Here is a 16,879-nt window from a genome sequence, read left to right as displayed (position 1 = left end):
CTTTGCTCGGCAACCGACCTTGAGGGAGATTATTGCTCAACTGAACAAGTCATCGCCAACACATCCTCAAATAAACCAACACACTTCATCATATAGTTGTGAACTTCCAACTTAGGTCCGCCGCTGAGCGCAATCGTAACCGTTCACGCCAGCGCTCATTTGGGAGGGCGAGGCAGATCCCTTTAATAATCCTGCTCCCCTCGCCCCGCTTCGGGGAGAGGGGCTGGGGGTGAGGGGTTAAACCGAAGCGAGAGCCCGTGCTCTGCTAATGAGCACGCGCTGCGCACTGCCAACCAGTTCCCCAGAAAATTGAGTTCAAACTCAGATCAGCCCCTCTCCCCGAGCGGGGCGAGGGAGTCTGGCGGTTTCCGGTGACGCCCCCCTTTCATACCCCCGGAATATAACAAGCCATACAAAAAGCTGTTTCTTGCGCAAATCATTACTTAGAAATACTTAGCGACAAGAACCGCCTGCAATATGGCGTTCCAAATATCGCACTTTATTGCCACTCTTTTGGGTGGCACCAAGTTAACTAGGGACGCTGTTGGCGAGCGACGGGAGGGCGAGGCTCCTGCCGAGCCGCTAAGGTGGAACTGTGAGGGCCGCCAGCGCCTGCTTTCAACCGCCGCGGCTCGGCGGGAGCCTCGCCCTCCCGAGATCAGCGACGGAAACCAGAGTCGCAACGGAGTGGGATTCGCGGGCCGCTTACGTACTGGAATTCACCCGCACCGGCAGCCCATAATCACACCTTCCCGCGGCGGCCCCGGGTACTCCCGGTGATAACCCGGATACTCCCGGTGATAACCCGGATACTCCCGGCAATAACTCGCCGATCCCCTCCTACGCTTGTGCAACTCCTGCTGGAGCCTGTTGGCATGCTCACGACTGTTCGTTCGCTTCTCGCCATCGCGTTCGTATTTCTGCTCGGCGGCATCGCCAGTGCTCAGCAGCTCGAACTGAAACCGGGCGATCACATCTGCATCGTCGGCAACACGCTCGCCGAGCGGATGCAACACGTCGGCTGGCTCGAGACTCGGCTGCATGCCCGCTACCCGCAGCATCAGCTGGTCTTTCGCAATCTCGGTTACTCTGCCGATGAGCTCACTACGCGGCTCCGCTCCAAAGACTTCGGCACGCCCGATGAATGGCTCCGCGGCGAAGCAAAAATCCCGCAGCCCGATAAGCTCAACAAAGATGCCCCGGTCCGCCAGAACCGCTTCGAGCTGACGAACACCAAAGCTGACGTCATCTTCGCGTTCTTCGGCTACAACGAATCGTTCGCAGGGCAGGGGGGGCTCGAAGCTTTTAAGAAGCAACTCGCCGATCAGATCGATCATTGGCGAGCACAAAAATACAACGGCAAGAGCGCGCCGCAGATCGTGCTCTTCTCACCGATCGCACACGAAGATCTCGAAGATCGCAACTTGCCCGATGGCAAGGAGAACAACGTCCGCCTGGCGCTGTACACGAAGGCGATGGCCGAAGTCGCCACAGCCAAAGAGATCGTCTTTGTTGATCTCTTCGCGCCGTCGCAACAAGCCTACGCTGCCAACAAAGAGCCGCTCACCATCAACGGCATTCACTTGAACGACCTCGGCGATTTCTACATCGCTGCCGCTGCCGATGCTGCCCTCTTTCCTGGCCGCACCACTGCCGTGCAAGATCCCAAGGCGCTCGAGCCGCTGCGCAAAGCAGTCGTCGACAAGAACTTCTACTGGTTCCATCGCTATCGCACGACCGACGGCTTTTCGGTCTACGGCGATCGCGCGTTCCTGCGTTTCACGGGCGGTCAATCGAACTACGAAGTCGGTCAGCGCGAGCTCGAAGTGCTCGACGTGCAGACAGCGAACCGCGACAGCCGAGTGTGGGAAATCGCTCAGGGAAAGAAAGTCGAACTGGCCGAGACCAATCTCCCGCCGTTCATTCCGGTCGTCAGCAACAAGCCCGGTCCGCTGCCGGGCGGCAAGCACTTGTTCCTCGACGGCGAAGATGCCATTTCGCGGATGACGGTGCACAAAGATCTGAAGGTTGAGCTCTTTGCCTCGGAAGCCGATTTTCCAGAGCTGGCCAGCCCGGTGCAGATGGCCTTTGATCCACGCGGCCGGTTGTGGGTCGCGGTCTGGCCGACCTATCCGCACTGGAAACCGACGGAGCCGATGAACGACAAGCTCCTCATTCTGGAAGACACCAACGGCGATGGCCGGGCCGACAAATGCACGCCCTTCGTCAGCGACATTCATAACCCGACCGGCTTTGAATTCTGGAACGGCGGCGTGATCGTGGCGATGGCGCCGGACATTCTCTTTCTCAAAGACACCGACGGCGACGATAAGGCCGACGTGCGCATCTCGCTGCTGCACGGCCTCGACACTGCCGATACGCATCACACCTCGAACAGCTTCACGCTCGATCCGGGCGGCGCGCTTTATTTTCAAGAAGGGACGTTCCATCACACGCAGGTCGAGACTCCCTGGGGTGCGCCGCGGCGCGTCGCCAATGGCGCGGTCTTTCGCTACGAACCGCGGGCTCAGAAGTTCGACGTTTACGTTTCGCACGGCTTCGCCAATCCGCACGGTCACGTCTTCGACAAATGGGGCGAAGACGTTGTGATCGACGGCACGGGCGCGGTTCCCACGCACGGCGCCCTCTTCTCGGGCCACGTCAACTATCCCAACAAGCACGCCGGCCCGCCGCATGTTTATCAACAGCGAACGCGCCCCTGCTCGGGACTCGAGATTCTCTCCAGCAGTCATTTTCCTGAAGAGTTTCGCGGCAACCTGCTCGTGCCGAACGTCATCGGTTTTCAAGGGATTCTACAGTACAAGGTCGACGACACCGGTTCGAGCCTGACGGCCACCGAAGTCGAGCCGATCGTGTCCAGCAGCGATCCCAACTTCCGCCCCGCCGATATCGAAGTTGGCCCGGATGGCGCCATCTATTTCACCGATTGGCACAACCCGATCATCGGCCACATGCAGCACAACTTGCGCGATCCCAATCGCAATCGCACGTATGGCCGTGTCTATCGCGTCACGCACAAGGGTCGCCAACTGGTAGAAGCCCCACGAATCGACGCCAAGCAGACCATTCCGCAGTTGCTCGAAGTGCTGAAGCACCCCGACGATCGCGTTCGTTATCGCGCTCGCCTCGAACTGAGCGCGCGGCCGACCACCGATGTGATTCCCGCCGCCAATCAGTGGTACCTGTCACTCGATAAGAAAGATGTGAGCTACGAACACCACATGCTGGAAGCACTGTGGCTGCATCAGCACCACAACATCGTCGATCTGCCGCTGCTGAGGCGCGAGCTCGCTTCGCCCGAGTTCCGCGCGCGGGCTGCCGCCGTTCGCGTTCTCTGCTATTGGCGCGATCGAGTCGATGAAGCGCTGCCGTTGCTGTTTACCGCGGCTGGCGACGAACATCCGAAGGTCCGCCTCGAAGCCGTTCGTGCAGCGAGCTTCTTTACGGTGCCCGAAGCGGCCGAAATTGCTCTGATCGCTGCCGAGCTACCCACGGATGACAAGCTGACCTACGTGCAGAGCGAAACGATGAAAACCTTGAAGCCGATCGTCGATGCTGCCGCAGCCGCGGGGCAGAAGATCACTTTCAAGACTCCGGCCGGCGCTCGCTACTTTCTGCGTAATCTTTCGAACGAAGCACTGCTGAAAGAACCGCGCACGCGAGAAGTCTTCACCGAGTTGCTTTATCGCCCGGGTCTGCGCGACGAACAGCGACAAGAAGCCGTCGTTGGTCTTTCGAACATGGAGAAGAAGCCGCAACTGCGAGTCGTGATGGACGGCATCGCCGAAATCGATCGCCGCGGCGCGAATGTCGATACCAGTGTGATTTTCGATCTGATCCGCTTGCTCACCAGTCGCAGCGCTGCGGAACTCGCGCCGGTTCGCGCGGAGCTCGAAGGGCTCGCGATCAAAGCGAAGCAACCACTGCTCCGCCAAATCGGTTACGTCGCGCTGATCCAAGTCGACGACGAAACGACCAAGGCTTGGAAGCTAGCCAGCGGTGATGTGAAACGGCTGCAGGATTTTGTCGCTGCCGTGCCGCTCGTTTCCGATCCGAATTTGAAAGCCAGTTTGTATGCTCAGATCGAGCCGCTGCTCAAGGGCTTGCCGGCGAACCTCGCCGATCCGAAGCATGCCGGCAAGGGAACCTTCGGCCGTTACATTCGCGTCGAACTTCCCCGCCGCGGCACGCTGACGCTGGCCGAAGTGGAAGTTTATTCGGGCGATCAAAACATCGCACGTCAGGGCAAAGCATCGCAAAAGAACACAGCCTACGGCGGCGATGCCCCGCGGGCCATCGACGGCAAAACTGACTCCAGCTACGGCAGCGGTACGCAAACCCACACCCAGGAAAATGGCGATTCGCCCTGGTGGGAAGTCGATCTCGGTGATGAATATCCGATCGATAGCATCGCGGTCTTCAACCGGGCCGATGAACTGAGTAGCCGGCTCGAAGGCTTCACGCTGCGAGTGCTCGACGCGCAACGGAACGATGTGTGGAAGCAAGAGAAGATCGCGGCGCCGAAGCTCAGCAGCCGTTTTGAACTCGGCGGCGGAGGCCCGGAAGGCGTGATCCGCCATGCAGCCATGCAGGCTCTCGCGCAGATCCGCGGTCAGGAAGCAAAAACGTTTGGACTCCTCGCGCCGTTCCTCAAATCGGCCGATGATCGCACTGCGGCCATCCGTGCGCTGCAACGTTTGCCGCGCTCGGCTTGGCCGAAGGAAAGTGCGCCGGAGTTGCTGCAAGAAGTAGTGACGTATGTGAAGAGCGTACCGGCCGCGAACCGCACTTCGCCGGCGGCGCTCGACGCGCTCGAATTCGCCGACGCGCTCGCTTCGCTCCTGCCTGCCGACGCGGCGAAGAAGTCTCGCGCCGAACTCAGCGAGCTCGGCGTGCGGGTGATTCGCCTCGGCACGGTCTTTGAAAAGATGTCGTTCGATAAAGATGTGCTCGTCGTTCGCGCCGGCAAACCGGTGGAGTTCGTGCTCGAAAACTCCGACCTCATGCCGCACAACTTCGTCATTCTGCAGCCCGGCAAACTCGAAGAGATCGGCTTGCAAGCCGAAGCTAATTCGCAGAAGCCCGAGTTCGCGGCCCGGCAGTTCGTGCCGAATTCGCCGCTCGTGCTGCTCGGCAGCAACTTGCTGCAGCCGCGAGCGACTCAACGGTTGAGCTTCACGGCGCCGAAGAAGCCGGGCGTTTATCCGTACGTTTGCACGTATCCCGGTCACTGGCGACGGATGTACGGCGCGCTGTACGTCGTCGAAGATCTCGACGCTTATCAGGCCGATCCGGAAGGTTATCTCGCGGCGAACAAGATCGAGCCCAGCGATCCTCTGCTGGCCAGCAATCGCCCGCGCACCGAATGGAAGCTGGCCGATCTCGGTCCCTCCGTCGAACAGATGAAAGGCCGTTCGTTCGCGACCGGCAAGCAGATGTTCACGGTGGCAAATTGCATTGCCTGTCACAAGGTCGACAACGTCGGCAATGCATTTGGTCCGGATCTGACGAAGCTCGACGCGAAGCTGACGCAACTCGACGTGCTCAAGGAAGTCCTCGATCCATCGGCCAAGATCAACGAGAAATTCCAGACGGTGCAACTGCTCCTCACGAACGGCCAGGCCAAGACGGGCCTTGTGCTGGAGGAAACGCCCGACTCGCTGAAGTTGATCGAGAACCCGCTGGCGAAAGCCGAGCCGATCACGATCAAGAAGAGCGAGATCGAGGAACGGCAACTATCGAAGGTCTCGATCATGCCGAAGGGCTTGCTCGACAAACTAACCAAGGAAGAAATTCTCGACCTGATCGCGTTCGTGCATGCCCGCGGCAACAAACAGCACCCGCTGTTTGGCGCTGGTGGCCATCAGCACGATCACGCTCATTAAGATCGCGTAGCACGACGACAACGTAGCTGAATTCGCCAGAATTCAGAACCGGGCAACGGATCGTCACCAGCTGAATTCTGGCGAATTCAGCTACAGTCGATTCCTCGCATGCAGCCTGTCAAAATCGGCGTCGTCGGTCTCGGGCGTTTCGGGCGACTGCATGCGTTGACGTTGGCGAAGTTGGCCGAAGCGGAACTCGTCGGCCTCGTCGCGCGGCGGCAGGAAAGCCTGGCCGCAGTGGCGAATGAGTTGCCCGGCGTGCGCGGCTGGACCGATCTATCGCGCGCGATTGCCGAATCCGATGCCGAAGCGTGGGTTGTCGCCTGCTCGACGGCAGAGCATGTGGCCGTGACGAGTGCGCTGTTACGGGCCGGCAAATGCGTGCTGCTGGAAAAGCCGATTGCCGATAATCTGGCGGACGCTCAGCAACTCTCTTCGCTGGTGAAAGCCGATTCCAGCAACCTGATGCTCGGCCACATCGTTCTTTTCAACAGCGAGTTTCAGCAACTGCGTGAAGTGGCGGCCACTCGCGGCCCGATTCATTTCATCGACTGCGTCCGCCATCGGCCGGCTGAGACGGTCATGAAGTTTCCCGGCGAGAATCCACTGTTCGCCACGATGGTTCACGATCTGTACGCGGTGCAAGCTTTGCTCGGTAACTCAGAGCCGGCGCGATTCAGCTCGCAGTATCATCGCACTTCGCGCTGCGAGATCGATCTGGCGCTCGCGCAACTAACTTGGGCCGACGGCCCGATTGCTTCGTTCGCGGCTTCTTATCTCACGCCGTCTGGCATGCCGCCGCGTGGCTTCGACCGGATGGAGGTTTTCGGCGCAGGTTGGTCGGCGCGGATCTCGCCGAATCCGCGGCCAATCGAAGTGTGGGACGAGCGCGCTTCTTGGCCGCTGGCTCTCGAGATTCGAGCAGGGCAGGGGAGTGCGACGGGAATGATGGCCGAGGAGCTGCGTTGTTTTTGCCGAGTAGTGCGCGGCGAACAGGCGGTTCCTGCCGGAGCCACCTTTGCCGATGCGATGCAGGTGCAAGGTTGGATGGAGCGACTCGCTGCGATCGCTCAATAAAACTCGGAGAGAGATGATGTGGCGTTTTCTATGGTTGATTTTCCTGGCGACAACATCGCTCTCTGCTGCGGAACCGCTGAATTGGCAGAAGGTCACCGCCGACGCCGGTTGGCAGCCGCGCGATTCGCAGGGCGAGGTTGTCTTCAAGGATCAGCTCTGGATCTTCGGCGGTTGGTTCGATTCCTTCCACGAGCCGCCGCGCGATGTGTGGAGCTCGACCGACGGCAAAGCGTGGAAGCTCGTGGAGAAAGACGCGCCGTGGAAACACAGCGACCTGCCGATGACGCTGGTCTTCAATGACCGCATGTGGTTCATGGGAGGCTGGTATAAGGGCCGCTTGCCGGGACATTCGGCAAGTAGCGAAGTCTGGTCCTCGGCGGATGGCAACAAGTGGGAACAAGCGACCGCGACGGCTGGTTGGACGCCGCGGATCGCCGCTGGGTCCGTCGTGTTTCAAAATAAAATGTGGGTTCTCGGCGGCACCGAGAACTACTACTTCGGCGACGACAAGAGTTTGAAGAACGACGTCTGGTATTCCGCTGACGGCAAAGCGTGGAAGCAAGCGACGGCCGATGCGGGCTGGTCGCCGCGTGCTTATCACCAAGCCGCGGTGCTTGGCAACAAGATTTATATTTTTGGCGGCGGCAGCTATGTGCCCAAGTATCAAGCCGTGAACGACGTCTGGTCGTCGGACGACGGCGTGCATTGGCAGCAAGAAACCGCCGCAGCGCCGTGGTCGGCCCGGCTGTGGTTTTCAACGGCGGTCTATCGCAACAAGATCTGGGTCATCGGCGGCTGGTCGAACAATCCCGCGAAGAATTGGAACGATGTGTGGTACTCGGCGGATGGCAAGGAGTGGAAAGAGCTCAAAACCGAAACGAAGTGGAAGGAACGCCACGAGCACAGCGCTTTTGTGTTTCAGGACAAATTGTGGATCGCTGGTGGCCATGCGCAGCCGCTGAGCAGCGAGGTTTGGTCGCTGGAACTGCCAAAGGATTGGACCGGGACCGGAGAATAACTCGCTCAAGAAACGCCACAGGGCTGATGCTTACGCACCAGTCCTGCGACGACGGCGTGGGTCTGACTTACTTTGATTCGATGACGACTAGTTGGTGGCTTCGGCAGGAGCAACTTCAGCAGCCGGGGCTTCGATCGTCCCTTCGGCAACTTGCGTCGGCGTGACGCGGACATAGCCCATGGCGCGGATGACTTCGAGAATCTCGCTGCAGGTGGGGAACATGCGGCCGTTGGCTCGCTTGTAGGCGTCCATGGCTTGCATGAATTCGATTTCTTCGCCCGAGTAGTCGCGTTCGCAGGTGGTGGGGTCGATTTGGCGGCGGCGCGGAGCCTTGCGGCGTTCGGTGGGAGTGGCGGCGCGGCGTTCGACGGCGACGGGAGTGCTCTCTTTACGGCGGTCTTCCTTGGTCCGGCGGTCGCTAGAGCGGCGGTTCATTTCGACTTCAGCAGTATTGGTCTTGGGCACAGTATCACCTGACGCGAAGGGAGACGGGGAAGGGTTCGAGTGGCTGCAGCCTTGAGGGTTAAGGCAGCGTGGCAGGAACAAAAGAAGATTTCGTCCTGACGGCCTGGCAAAATAGACCGGTCAGTGAAAATGTTCGGTCAGGCTGAAGATGCCGGATAGTAGGGCGTATGGCGGCTGGCGAAGGGCTACGGTTGAAGGGGTGCGGGTGGTAGGGGTTGTAACACAGAGGCTCGCCCGCGGCCGCCGAAACGATGATTCTCCCGCTTATGCGGATTCGCTAGAGTGAGTAACGGGCAGAGTACTTATCAAACAATCCTATGACCAATCCTACGTCTCCGAATCGCAACTGTCGTCCGCAATTCACTCTGCGATTGCTGCTGATCATCACGGCAGTGATTGGCATTGGCTTGATGGTCTATCGCTGGCCATGGACGGCGGAAACTTCTCTGGGCAAAGCAGAGGGCTGGGCGCGCAGTGCGGAAGGCAAATTCCTGCCCGGTAGCAAGGATTATGAGATCGTTCGCCGCAACGTCTATCGGCGCGATTGGCGCGGCCAGGCCGTGAAGCATGGTTTGGAGCAAAGTTTTCGTAATGGCGAGCTATGGCAAGAAGCTCACTACTACGATGGCGTGTTGCATGGACCGCGGCGAGTCTGGGATTGGAACGGCGAGGTCGCGGTTGAAGCAAACTATCGCGCTGGCGTGTTGCACGGACCATACCGAACGTTTGGCTTGTGGCCCTTTGAAGGTCGATACGATGCCGGAAAGTGGGACGGCGAATGGCGCGGAGTGGTTACCCACGGAGCGTCACCCCTGGTCCCGCCCATTGAAATGTTTATGAGTGAGGCTGGCTTGCCTGAACTTGATTCGCACATCTTTCTCCTCGGCCCACCGCTCCGCCCTATGGAGACCGTCACCAACTATCGCCAAGGCAAACTTCATGGCAAAACGCTATGGCGAACACTGGAGGGCGAACTGCTGAACACGGCTGAGTATGCCGATGACAACCTCGTTGCCTGGAACGGCCAACCGATTGTGGCGCAATTTCTGGAGTGGCTGGGGACTTTGAACGATCCAACGCTCGTCAGTCAGTTTGCTGCCGCGACCGCAGGAACCTGGCAACAGCAGCCACCCTACAACCGGCTGACCTTCGACATTGATCACTCCTCACTCGCGCTGAGAATTGCTGTCGATGGCGTGCGTGTTAACCAGACCCTCGAAAGGCGCGGCTCGCTCGCGGCAAGTCTGTGTGAGCTAGCCGCCAATCAAGGTTGTGGTTTTGACTACCGCTACGGCGGACTCTGGATGGTGCCGCGCGAGATCGATCCATCGCCGCCGTTTATCGATCCAACGGGTGTGCTGCAGATCGAGTTTCCGATGGGGAGCCAGGCCGCACAGGACTGGCGTGCGGTCATTGACGTGCAGAAGAACTCAGAGACTCCCCAAACTTGCATCGCTCAATTGCTCGCCGGTACCGCGATTGTGTATCAAGATCGAACCGATGATCCCACCGTTGTGCGCCCCGACCTTGTCTTGGGCTCAGTGCTCTTCCGACGGAGCCGCCGCGATGCGCTGGCTTATTTACTCTATCAATCGGATCGCAAGTGCGAACTAGAAAACGGCGTGCTCGTGATTCGCATGCGCGAGGGTCATGAGCAGGCCACGGAAAATACCAAGCCATTTGAGTGGTGATTTACTGATTTTCCCAGCGGGCCTTCACTGGCCCGACACTTCCCTGCCAGCAATCTGGCGAGTTGGAAACATACGTGAATGTCACTTCAAATACGCCGCGATTCGCAAGGTCGGGAAACTGCATCACATCCAACTGCAAATCGAATCGGGCAATCGCGCCCGGTTGCAGGGGCGTGGGAGTTGGCGGCAAGGGAGAAGGTATGGGGCCGGCGTAGCGTACACGCTGGCCGTCGAGAGTCAGGTGAGTATCCCAGGGCATGAGGAGCGAGGAAGAATCGACGGTCAGCGGCTGATCGTGATTGTTCCGCACGGCCAGGGTGACTGTCATCGGTTCACCGGGGCGGTTGACGTTCGTCGCTGCGGTGAGCTTCACTTGCACCTGACCGTCGGCGCTTGTCGTCCAGGGTGTTTCACTGACGAGCATTTCCCGCAGACTTTGGTTCACGCGCGCTTGTTCTGTCTGCAGCTGATTTGTAAGTTGTCGCAGTTCCGCAACAGCCTGCTCGGTCTGCTTACTTTGGTCGTGCAGCGAAGTCGCTTCCTGCGCGATTCGCACCGTTTCCCACCGGTTCCAGAGCGCTAGAGCGAGTACCGCGAAGAGGAGCAGCGGCCAACCGAGGAGTTGTTTCATAGCGAGTAGCTTGAGATGCGGCGCGAAGCAGTTATCCGATAACAAGATAACGAGCAAACTGCCGCAGGCGCTACAACTGGGGAGCAAGAAAGCTCGTGAGTGCGCAAAGAACTAGAGCGTTGGCGCTGCCATGGTGGCATCGCACGGAGAATCTAGCGTCAACACTAGGCGAGATCGAGCATCTCGCCGTAAGGCTGAATCGCCTGGGGCGGGGTGTTGCGAGTATCTTTCTTGCCCGAGGGAATCGTCCGCAGTAGCGCGTCGAGGGCGACTTCGAACGATTCGCGGATGGGACGGATACCGGGGGCGTATTGTTCGACCTGACCGACGTTCAGCGTGTCGACCTGGGGCCACTGGGCGGTATTCGACCAAGTGGCGATCGAAGCCATCTGCCGGAGGGCTTCCGCTTCTTCGGCCGTGGGTGGCGTGCGCGGGGGAAGGCGCTCGGGATGAACGACGATGGCTGGAGGCGCCTTCTTCGGCGATTCGGCGGGGATCGTCGCTCGGTTGGGATTAGCGATCGCGAGGCCGTTGCCATTGCCCTTGTTGCGCGGGGCTGGATCGCGGGCGATTGGCTGTCGGCCGCCGCGATTCGCAATCAACACGCCGATGCCGACGACGATCAGCACGGCGGCGGCCGTGGCGACGAGCGGAAACCAACTGCGACGCGGGGCAGGGGGGAGGGGCGGGACGATGACCGGCGTGTTGTATTCGCTGAGCACGCGAGTACCGAGTTCCGGCGACAGAGTCTCCTGCAGCGAGGACGCTGTGCGATGGCTCAAAACAGCGAGGCCACGAAAGAGGCTCTCATGATCAGCGAGCAATTCGCGGCAGTCGGCACAAGTGGCCGCGTGCGAAGTGAGCGCAGCATCGGTGTGCGGCGAGCGGCGCTCGTCGAGGATGTCGTTCAAGCGATCTTCGAAATCAGTGCACTTCATGAGATGCTCCTTCGACGATGCCCCGTTGCCGCAGTCGATCGACCAGGCCGCGGCGAGCCCGGTGTACCCAGGTTTTGACGGTGCCCAGCGGCACCTCCATCGCCTCGGCGATCTGGTCGTAACTCATTTGATGTTCGTGAAACAAAACAAAGGCCTGCCGATAGTCCTCGCGGATGTGCTCGAGGGCCAGCGACACTTCCTCAGCCAGGTGCTGAGCGCTCTGCTGTTCAGGCCGGCTGTCGGCGACCTGCTCGGGCAAAACTTCGCCGGCCGGACGACGCTTGCGAGTGGCAAGGGCCGTGCGGCAGCGGTTGCCGGCAATCGCCAAAAGCCAAGGTTCGAAGTCTCGGCCTGGATCCCAACGATGCAAATTCTTCAGCACCCGAACGAAGGTCTCCTGCGCGGCATCTTCGGCGTCCTGGCGTTGATTGAGCATGCGGAGGCAAAGTCCAAAGACTTGCCCACGAAAGCGGTCGATCAAAGCGAGCATGGCGTGCTGGTCGCCCCGCAAACAAAGGGCGACAAGCGGCCGGAGCTCGTCTGGCAGCGGTCGAAGGCTGACCGGCGGAGGCTTCGTCATGCAGTGATACTCCGCCAGGGGGAAAAGAGTTTCACGAGCCGTCCCTGGCTATGGCCGCAGGTTAAGAAAATACTGTGGGCAACTGACGGGTATTCTAGTCGAAAGCCCCAATCTTGCCGATAGTTGCCGTCAACACGCCAAAATTGCCCAAGAAATGCGATGGGCCGGCTGTGGCCGGCCCTGGGTGATCGCTGAGAAACCGCGAGCTTGCTTACCGGCGGTTGAACAGCTTTTTAAGCATGTCCGAAGCTGCTTCACGAGAATCCTTGGCCTGTGCGACTGCCCGTGGCGGCAGCTTGCCCGGCGACTTCTTATCGGGCCGCTTGGTTTCGTCCGCCTTCAGCTCGGTGGTCTCTTGATTTTTATCGGGCGACTCCTTTTCGGTCGCCTGCGCCGCTTGCTCACCCACAATATCGGCGACCGTGCCGGTGGCCGTATCGTCGACGCGAAACTGGCGAGTTTCGGTGCGAGCTTTTACATCGGCTTCGTCCAGCCAAGCCGTAACATCGCTGAGATCGCTGCTCGAGGCCGAGGCGGTCGATTGCACGATCCGCGTGGCCGCATCTTTGATGTCCGAAACTTTGGCCTTCTTGATACGAGCTGCTGTGTGCTCGATCAGCATTTCGAACTCAAGCGGCCCAACCTTCACCATGTCGCCATTGAGCAGCACGGTATCGCCCGTGATTTTTTCGCCATTCACGAACGTGCCGTTGCGGCTGTTCAGATCGCGAATGACGACTTCCGAATCGGTCGTGAGAATCACGCAATGCCGCCGACTGACGGCTTCGCTTTGCGGCTTCAAATGACAGTCGTCGTTGCGACCGATCAAGCATTTCGGAGCCGGAAGCTTAACTTCCTTGCCCGCGTGAGATCCCTTCAACAGCTTGAACTTGACCTGCATAAATCGCCTTTCTGCGCGGCTTGCCGAGCAGTGACTCACTGTGAGAAGTGCGCCAAAACCGCAAACCAACGTTGCAACTCGCTAGCATCCGCCGCGTTCGCTGTACGAAGATCAAGAGCGTAAAGCACTTGCCGCCTTCCACAGCGAATTTGGTTGTACAAACCCTGCCTGGGCCAATTTCGCGGGTCGCCGCTAACGTAAGTTATGGCCCCCGTGTTCGTTGCACACTGGGGATTATCGTCACCAAGTACCCCGAATTGCAACTGCTAAACCCAGTGAATTTCTTGCAAAGTTCACGAAAAAGTCAAACTGTCACGAAGGCGTCAACGTTTCGCCGTCCATTTAGGGCAGCCGAACTTCCCTTCGCGAATCTGTGCCGCAACCTCCAGCTCGGCGGGTTGCAGAACAGATTCGCCCACCGTGAGTTGCAAACGGTGCGCCAGGCGTCCCAGCCATGCCGAACGGAGGTCGCTCAGTTCGGGGGAGCCCGACGCCAATTCGCGGATACCCGAAAGCTCGGGGGCGACAGACGACGTACCGAGCAGAACACTCCCATGCTGCAATACACGCGACTGATGCCGCCGCTGCGCACTGCCGCAAATCTTGTGCGCGCCGAGCAGGACATCTCCTCGGCTGCGCCGTTGGAAGCAGAGAAACGGCTCAATTGCGCCAAGCCCGAGCAACTCTTCGCCGGCACACAGATGCGCGGCGATGTTCCAATCGCTTAACACCTCAATCAGGCTTTGATGCGCGACGTCGTAAAGTTCGGCTGCCGACGCGCCAAAACGCTGTCCCACCGGCGCTACCAGGCTGTATGTCAATTCGTGATCATGCAAGATCGCGCCGCCGCCACTCGCGCGGCGAACCACTGTGCAATCCTGGCTCGCACTGTGTCGAGATCGATCAGCCAGAGTTTGAAAATAGCCCAGCGAGAGCGTCGGCTCCTGCCACTCATAAAAGCGGAGTGTTATGTCAGCGCTGTTGTCGCCGATGAGCAAAGCTTCGTCGACGGCCATATTCCAGGCCCCCGCAGCGGGCGGGGAGATGATGAGACGGAGCACGTATCAAAAGCCCTGTACGCTTGGATGCGACTAATTCCAGAGTTTTCGCAAGTCAGCGGCAGTTGCGACAACAGCGGCTTGATCGAGAACCTTCTCCAGCAAGGCGGTGTCTGCGAGGGCATCGATTTCCGGCAACAGGCCGTTCGCAGCGTCGCCGAAACGAACTTGCAATAGTCGAAGAATGCCACGTTTCAGAAATTCACGACCTTCTTCGCGGCCCTCTTCGCGGCCCTCTTCACGGCCCTCTTCACGGCCCTCTTCACGGCCCTCTTCGCGGCCTTGCGCGAGCCCAAGGATCAGCCCTTCGGCACGTCCATCTTCTTTCGCCAGCCGTTCAATGCTCGTGACGTAGGGCATTTGTTTGGTCTCCTGAATCTCAAATACTTGGTGCTGGAATGGCCGAGCCAATTCCGGCGGCAGTTCAATCACCCAATCAATCAAACGAAACAAGGAGCGGATCGCATCTGCCGATAATCCGCGCTCGAACAAATTCCGCACCAACCGCACTTTCCAATTGTAGCGCGACTGGTCATCCCGTTTGTTCTCGACTGCTTTGATATGAGCCAGTACGAACCAAGCGAACGGATTGTCACTCCGTTCAAGTTCGTCCGCCCGCGTTGCCTCGCGAAGCAACTTCACAATCGGAAAGCGAAACTCGGTCGAACAACCCCCACAGTTCTCGCCGGAAAACCGCCGGCGCCCAGTTGGGATTCTCATCGGCGAGCACGGCCAAGCTGACGACCGGTTTATTATACCTCTCAACCAGCCGGCAGTTGTAGACAAACATCCGCTGGGCAAAGGCTGCCTCTTCCTGGCCTTGGACTTCAACGTGGATCAGCACCCACTCGGGCTCACCGCTCAATCGCCAGACTTGCACCAACTTGTCAACGTACCGCCGGCCATCTTCGGCATCCGGCGTAATTTGCTGCAACTCTTTGTCGAGCGTTTCGTAACCGCGTGACCAGTCGATTTCGTCATGCATCACAGGAAAGAAGAGGGCAATGAACGACTGCAAATAGCCGTCGAGTGCTTCTTTCCAGGGGCTGTCGAAATCGACCATCAGGCACCGAGGCTACGCAGTTGCTGGAGTCCACTTGATGATCGGCTGCCGTGCGGCGCGGACTTCGTCAGGCCGGCTGATGGGTGTGCTGTGGGGCGCTTCGTGCAGCAGGTCGCCAGACTCTTCGGTGATGCGGAAGAGAACTTCGGCAAACGAATCGAGCGTTTCCTTGCTCTCGGTTTCGGTCGGTTCGATCATCATGGCTTCGGCCACCGTCAGCGGAAAATAAACCGTTGGCGCGTGAAAGCCGTAGTCCAACAGCCGCTTGGCGACATCCATGGCCGAGATGCCCTTGGCCTTCTTCAGCGCGGCGCCGCTGGCGACGAATTCGTGCATGCATCGCGCTCCTTGCGGCACGGGCAGGAAGTGCTTCACCTTGCTGAGGAGATAGTTCGCGTTGAGCACGGCCGTTTCCGAAACTCGCTTCAAACCATCGGGGCCGTGCGTGCTGATGTAGCAATAGGCGCGAATGAGCACGCCGACGTTGCCGAAGAAACTGCGCACGCGACCGATCGTCGTAGGGTTGTCGTAAACCAGACAATAGCCATCGTCATTTTTCTCGACGACAGGGCAGGGGAGGTATGGCCGAAGTGTTTCGGTCACGCAGATCGGCCCCGCGCCAGGACCACCGCCGCCGTGCGGCCCGCTGAAGGTCTTATGCGGGTTGTAGTGCATCATGTCGGCGCCAAAATCGCCCGGACGAGCGATGCCGAGGATCGCGTTCATGTTCGCGCCGTCGAGATAGATCAGCCCACCATGGTCGTGAACTAATTTGCAAATTTCTCCGACTTGCTTGTCGAACATGCCGAGCGTGTTCGGATTCGTAATCATGAACACCGCGACCGTGTCGTCGAGTTTGGCGCGCAAGTCGTCCATATCGACATTACCTTGCGGCGTGCTCTTAATCGTCACGAACTCAAAGCCAGCCATCTTGGCACTGGCGGGGTTCGTGCCGTGGGCGCTATCAGGCGCGAGAATCTTGGTGCGTTTTTGCCCGATCGTGCGGAAGTGCGCAGCCGCCACCATCAGCGCCGTCAATTCGCCATGCGCACCGGCGGCAGGTTGCAACGAAACCGCGGGCAGGCCGGAGATCTCGCCGAAGAACTGCTGCAGTTCGTAGAAGATCTGCAAAATGCCTTGCAACGAACTCTCGGGCTGATAGGGATGAAGCTCGGCGAGCCCGGGGAGCCCGGCGAGGCGTTCGTTGCGCTTGCTGTTGTACTTCATCGTGCAACTGCCGAGCGGATAGAAGTGCGTATCGACCGACATGTTGAGCGTCGACAGATTGGTGAAGTGCCGCACCACTTCGGGCTCGGCGACTTCCGGCAACGGCGGCGGAGCAGCCGCGAGGGCAGCGGCTGGCAGCAGCTGATTGATTTCCGGCGAGGGAACATCGCAGGCCGGCAACTTCGCGCCGCGACGGCCTGGCTTTGAGAGTTCGAAAATCAATGTGCTGGTTTTGAGATTTCGCATTGGAGTGTTTCTAAAGTAGCCGAATTCGCCTGAATTCGGAGATCAACGAGGTGCAGTCTGAATTCTGGCGAATTCAGC

The 16,879-nt window shown here is 59.3% G+C and carries 13 protein-coding genes; 4 read left to right on the top strand and 9 right to left on the bottom strand.

The genetic code is table 11. The annotated features are described in order from the left end of the window. Positions 1-875: 875 nt before the first annotated feature. The 3 genes from M9Q49_RS05660 (at position 876) to M9Q49_RS05650 (ending at position 8,001) form a co-directional block, all read left to right on the top strand. Positions 876-5,906, top strand: coding sequence for a PVC-type heme-binding CxxCH protein (locus M9Q49_RS05660; protein WP_254507734.1), 5,031 nt, complete (start codon positions 876-878; stop codon positions 5,904-5,906). Between the two features lie 108 nt (positions 5,907-6,014). After that, positions 6,015-6,983, top strand: coding sequence for a Gfo/Idh/MocA family protein (locus tag M9Q49_RS05655; protein ID WP_254507733.1), 969 nt, complete (start codon positions 6,015-6,017; stop codon positions 6,981-6,983). A 16-nt stretch (positions 6,984-6,999) separates the two neighbouring features. Further along, the gene (locus tag M9Q49_RS05650) at positions 7,000-8,001 is read left to right on the top strand and encodes a Kelch repeat-containing protein (protein ID WP_254507732.1); all 1,002 of its coding nucleotides are present in this window, start codon (positions 7,000-7,002) and stop codon (positions 7,999-8,001) included. A gap of 87 nt (positions 8,002-8,088) precedes the next feature. On the opposite strand, the gene M9Q49_RS05645 is transcribed toward M9Q49_RS05650, so the two are convergent. Continuing rightward, a complete protein-coding gene (locus M9Q49_RS05645; protein ID WP_254507731.1) occupies positions 8,089-8,436 on the bottom strand; it encodes a hypothetical protein in 348 nt (115 codons plus the stop codon). A 347-nt stretch (positions 8,437-8,783) separates the two neighbouring features. Here M9Q49_RS05645 and M9Q49_RS05640 point away from each other — a divergent pair, with 347 nt between their 5' ends. Further along, on the top strand, positions 8,784-10,157 hold the full coding sequence (locus M9Q49_RS05640; protein WP_254507730.1) for a toxin-antitoxin system YwqK family antitoxin: 1,374 nt from the start codon (positions 8,784-8,786) through the stop codon (positions 10,155-10,157). A gap of 1 nt (position 10,158) precedes the next feature. Here the strand turns inward: M9Q49_RS05640 and M9Q49_RS05635 are convergent, their stop codons facing one another. The 8 genes from M9Q49_RS05635 to gcvPB form a co-directional block, all read right to left on the bottom strand. Next, positions 10,159-10,788 (bottom strand): hypothetical protein, encoded by a 630-nt coding sequence (locus M9Q49_RS05635; protein WP_254507729.1) that lies wholly within the window; start codon positions 10,786-10,788, stop codon positions 10,159-10,161. Positions 10,789-10,952: 164 nt separating this feature from the next. After that, complete coding sequence (locus M9Q49_RS05630) at positions 10,953-11,726, bottom strand: anti-sigma factor family protein (RefSeq protein ID WP_254507728.1); 774 nt, start codon at positions 11,724-11,726, stop codon at positions 10,953-10,955. Then, positions 11,713-12,306, bottom strand: coding sequence for an RNA polymerase sigma factor (locus M9Q49_RS05625; protein ID WP_254507727.1), 594 nt, complete (start codon positions 12,304-12,306; stop codon positions 11,713-11,715). Before M9Q49_RS05625 ends, M9Q49_RS05630 begins: the two co-directional genes overlap by 14 nt. 211 nt (positions 12,307-12,517) lie before the next feature. Further along, positions 12,518-13,207, bottom strand: a complete 690-nt coding sequence (locus M9Q49_RS05620; protein WP_254507726.1) for an FHA domain-containing protein — start codon at positions 13,205-13,207, stop codon at positions 12,518-12,520. 323 nt (positions 13,208-13,530) lie between these two features. Continuing rightward, complete coding sequence (locus tag M9Q49_RS05615) at positions 13,531-14,268, bottom strand: lipoate--protein ligase family protein (protein ID WP_254507725.1); 738 nt, start codon at positions 14,266-14,268, stop codon at positions 13,531-13,533. A 30-nt stretch (positions 14,269-14,298) separates the two neighbouring features. Beyond that, positions 14,299-14,718 carry a hypothetical protein gene (locus M9Q49_RS05610; protein WP_254507724.1) on the bottom strand — a complete coding sequence of 140 codons (420 nt, stop codon included), beginning with the start codon at positions 14,716-14,718 and terminating at the stop codon, positions 14,299-14,301. Between the two features lie 148 nt (positions 14,719-14,866). Next, positions 14,867-15,328: a hypothetical protein gene (locus tag M9Q49_RS05605; RefSeq protein ID WP_254507723.1), complete on the bottom strand. Its 462-nt coding sequence runs from the start codon at positions 15,326-15,328 to the stop codon at positions 14,867-14,869. A 12-nt stretch (positions 15,329-15,340) separates the two neighbouring features. Next, entirely contained in the window at positions 15,341-16,801 is a 1,461-nt protein-coding gene (gene gcvPB / locus M9Q49_RS05600; protein WP_254507722.1) for an aminomethyl-transferring glycine dehydrogenase subunit GcvPB, read from the bottom strand. Between the last annotated feature and the right edge of the window lie 78 nt (positions 16,802-16,879).

This window comes from Anatilimnocola floriformis, from assembly GCF_024256385.1.
Taxonomy (GTDB): domain Bacteria; phylum Planctomycetota; class Planctomycetia; order Pirellulales; family Pirellulaceae; genus Anatilimnocola; species Anatilimnocola floriformis.
This window is presented reverse-complemented; position numbering and strand designations above follow the sequence as displayed.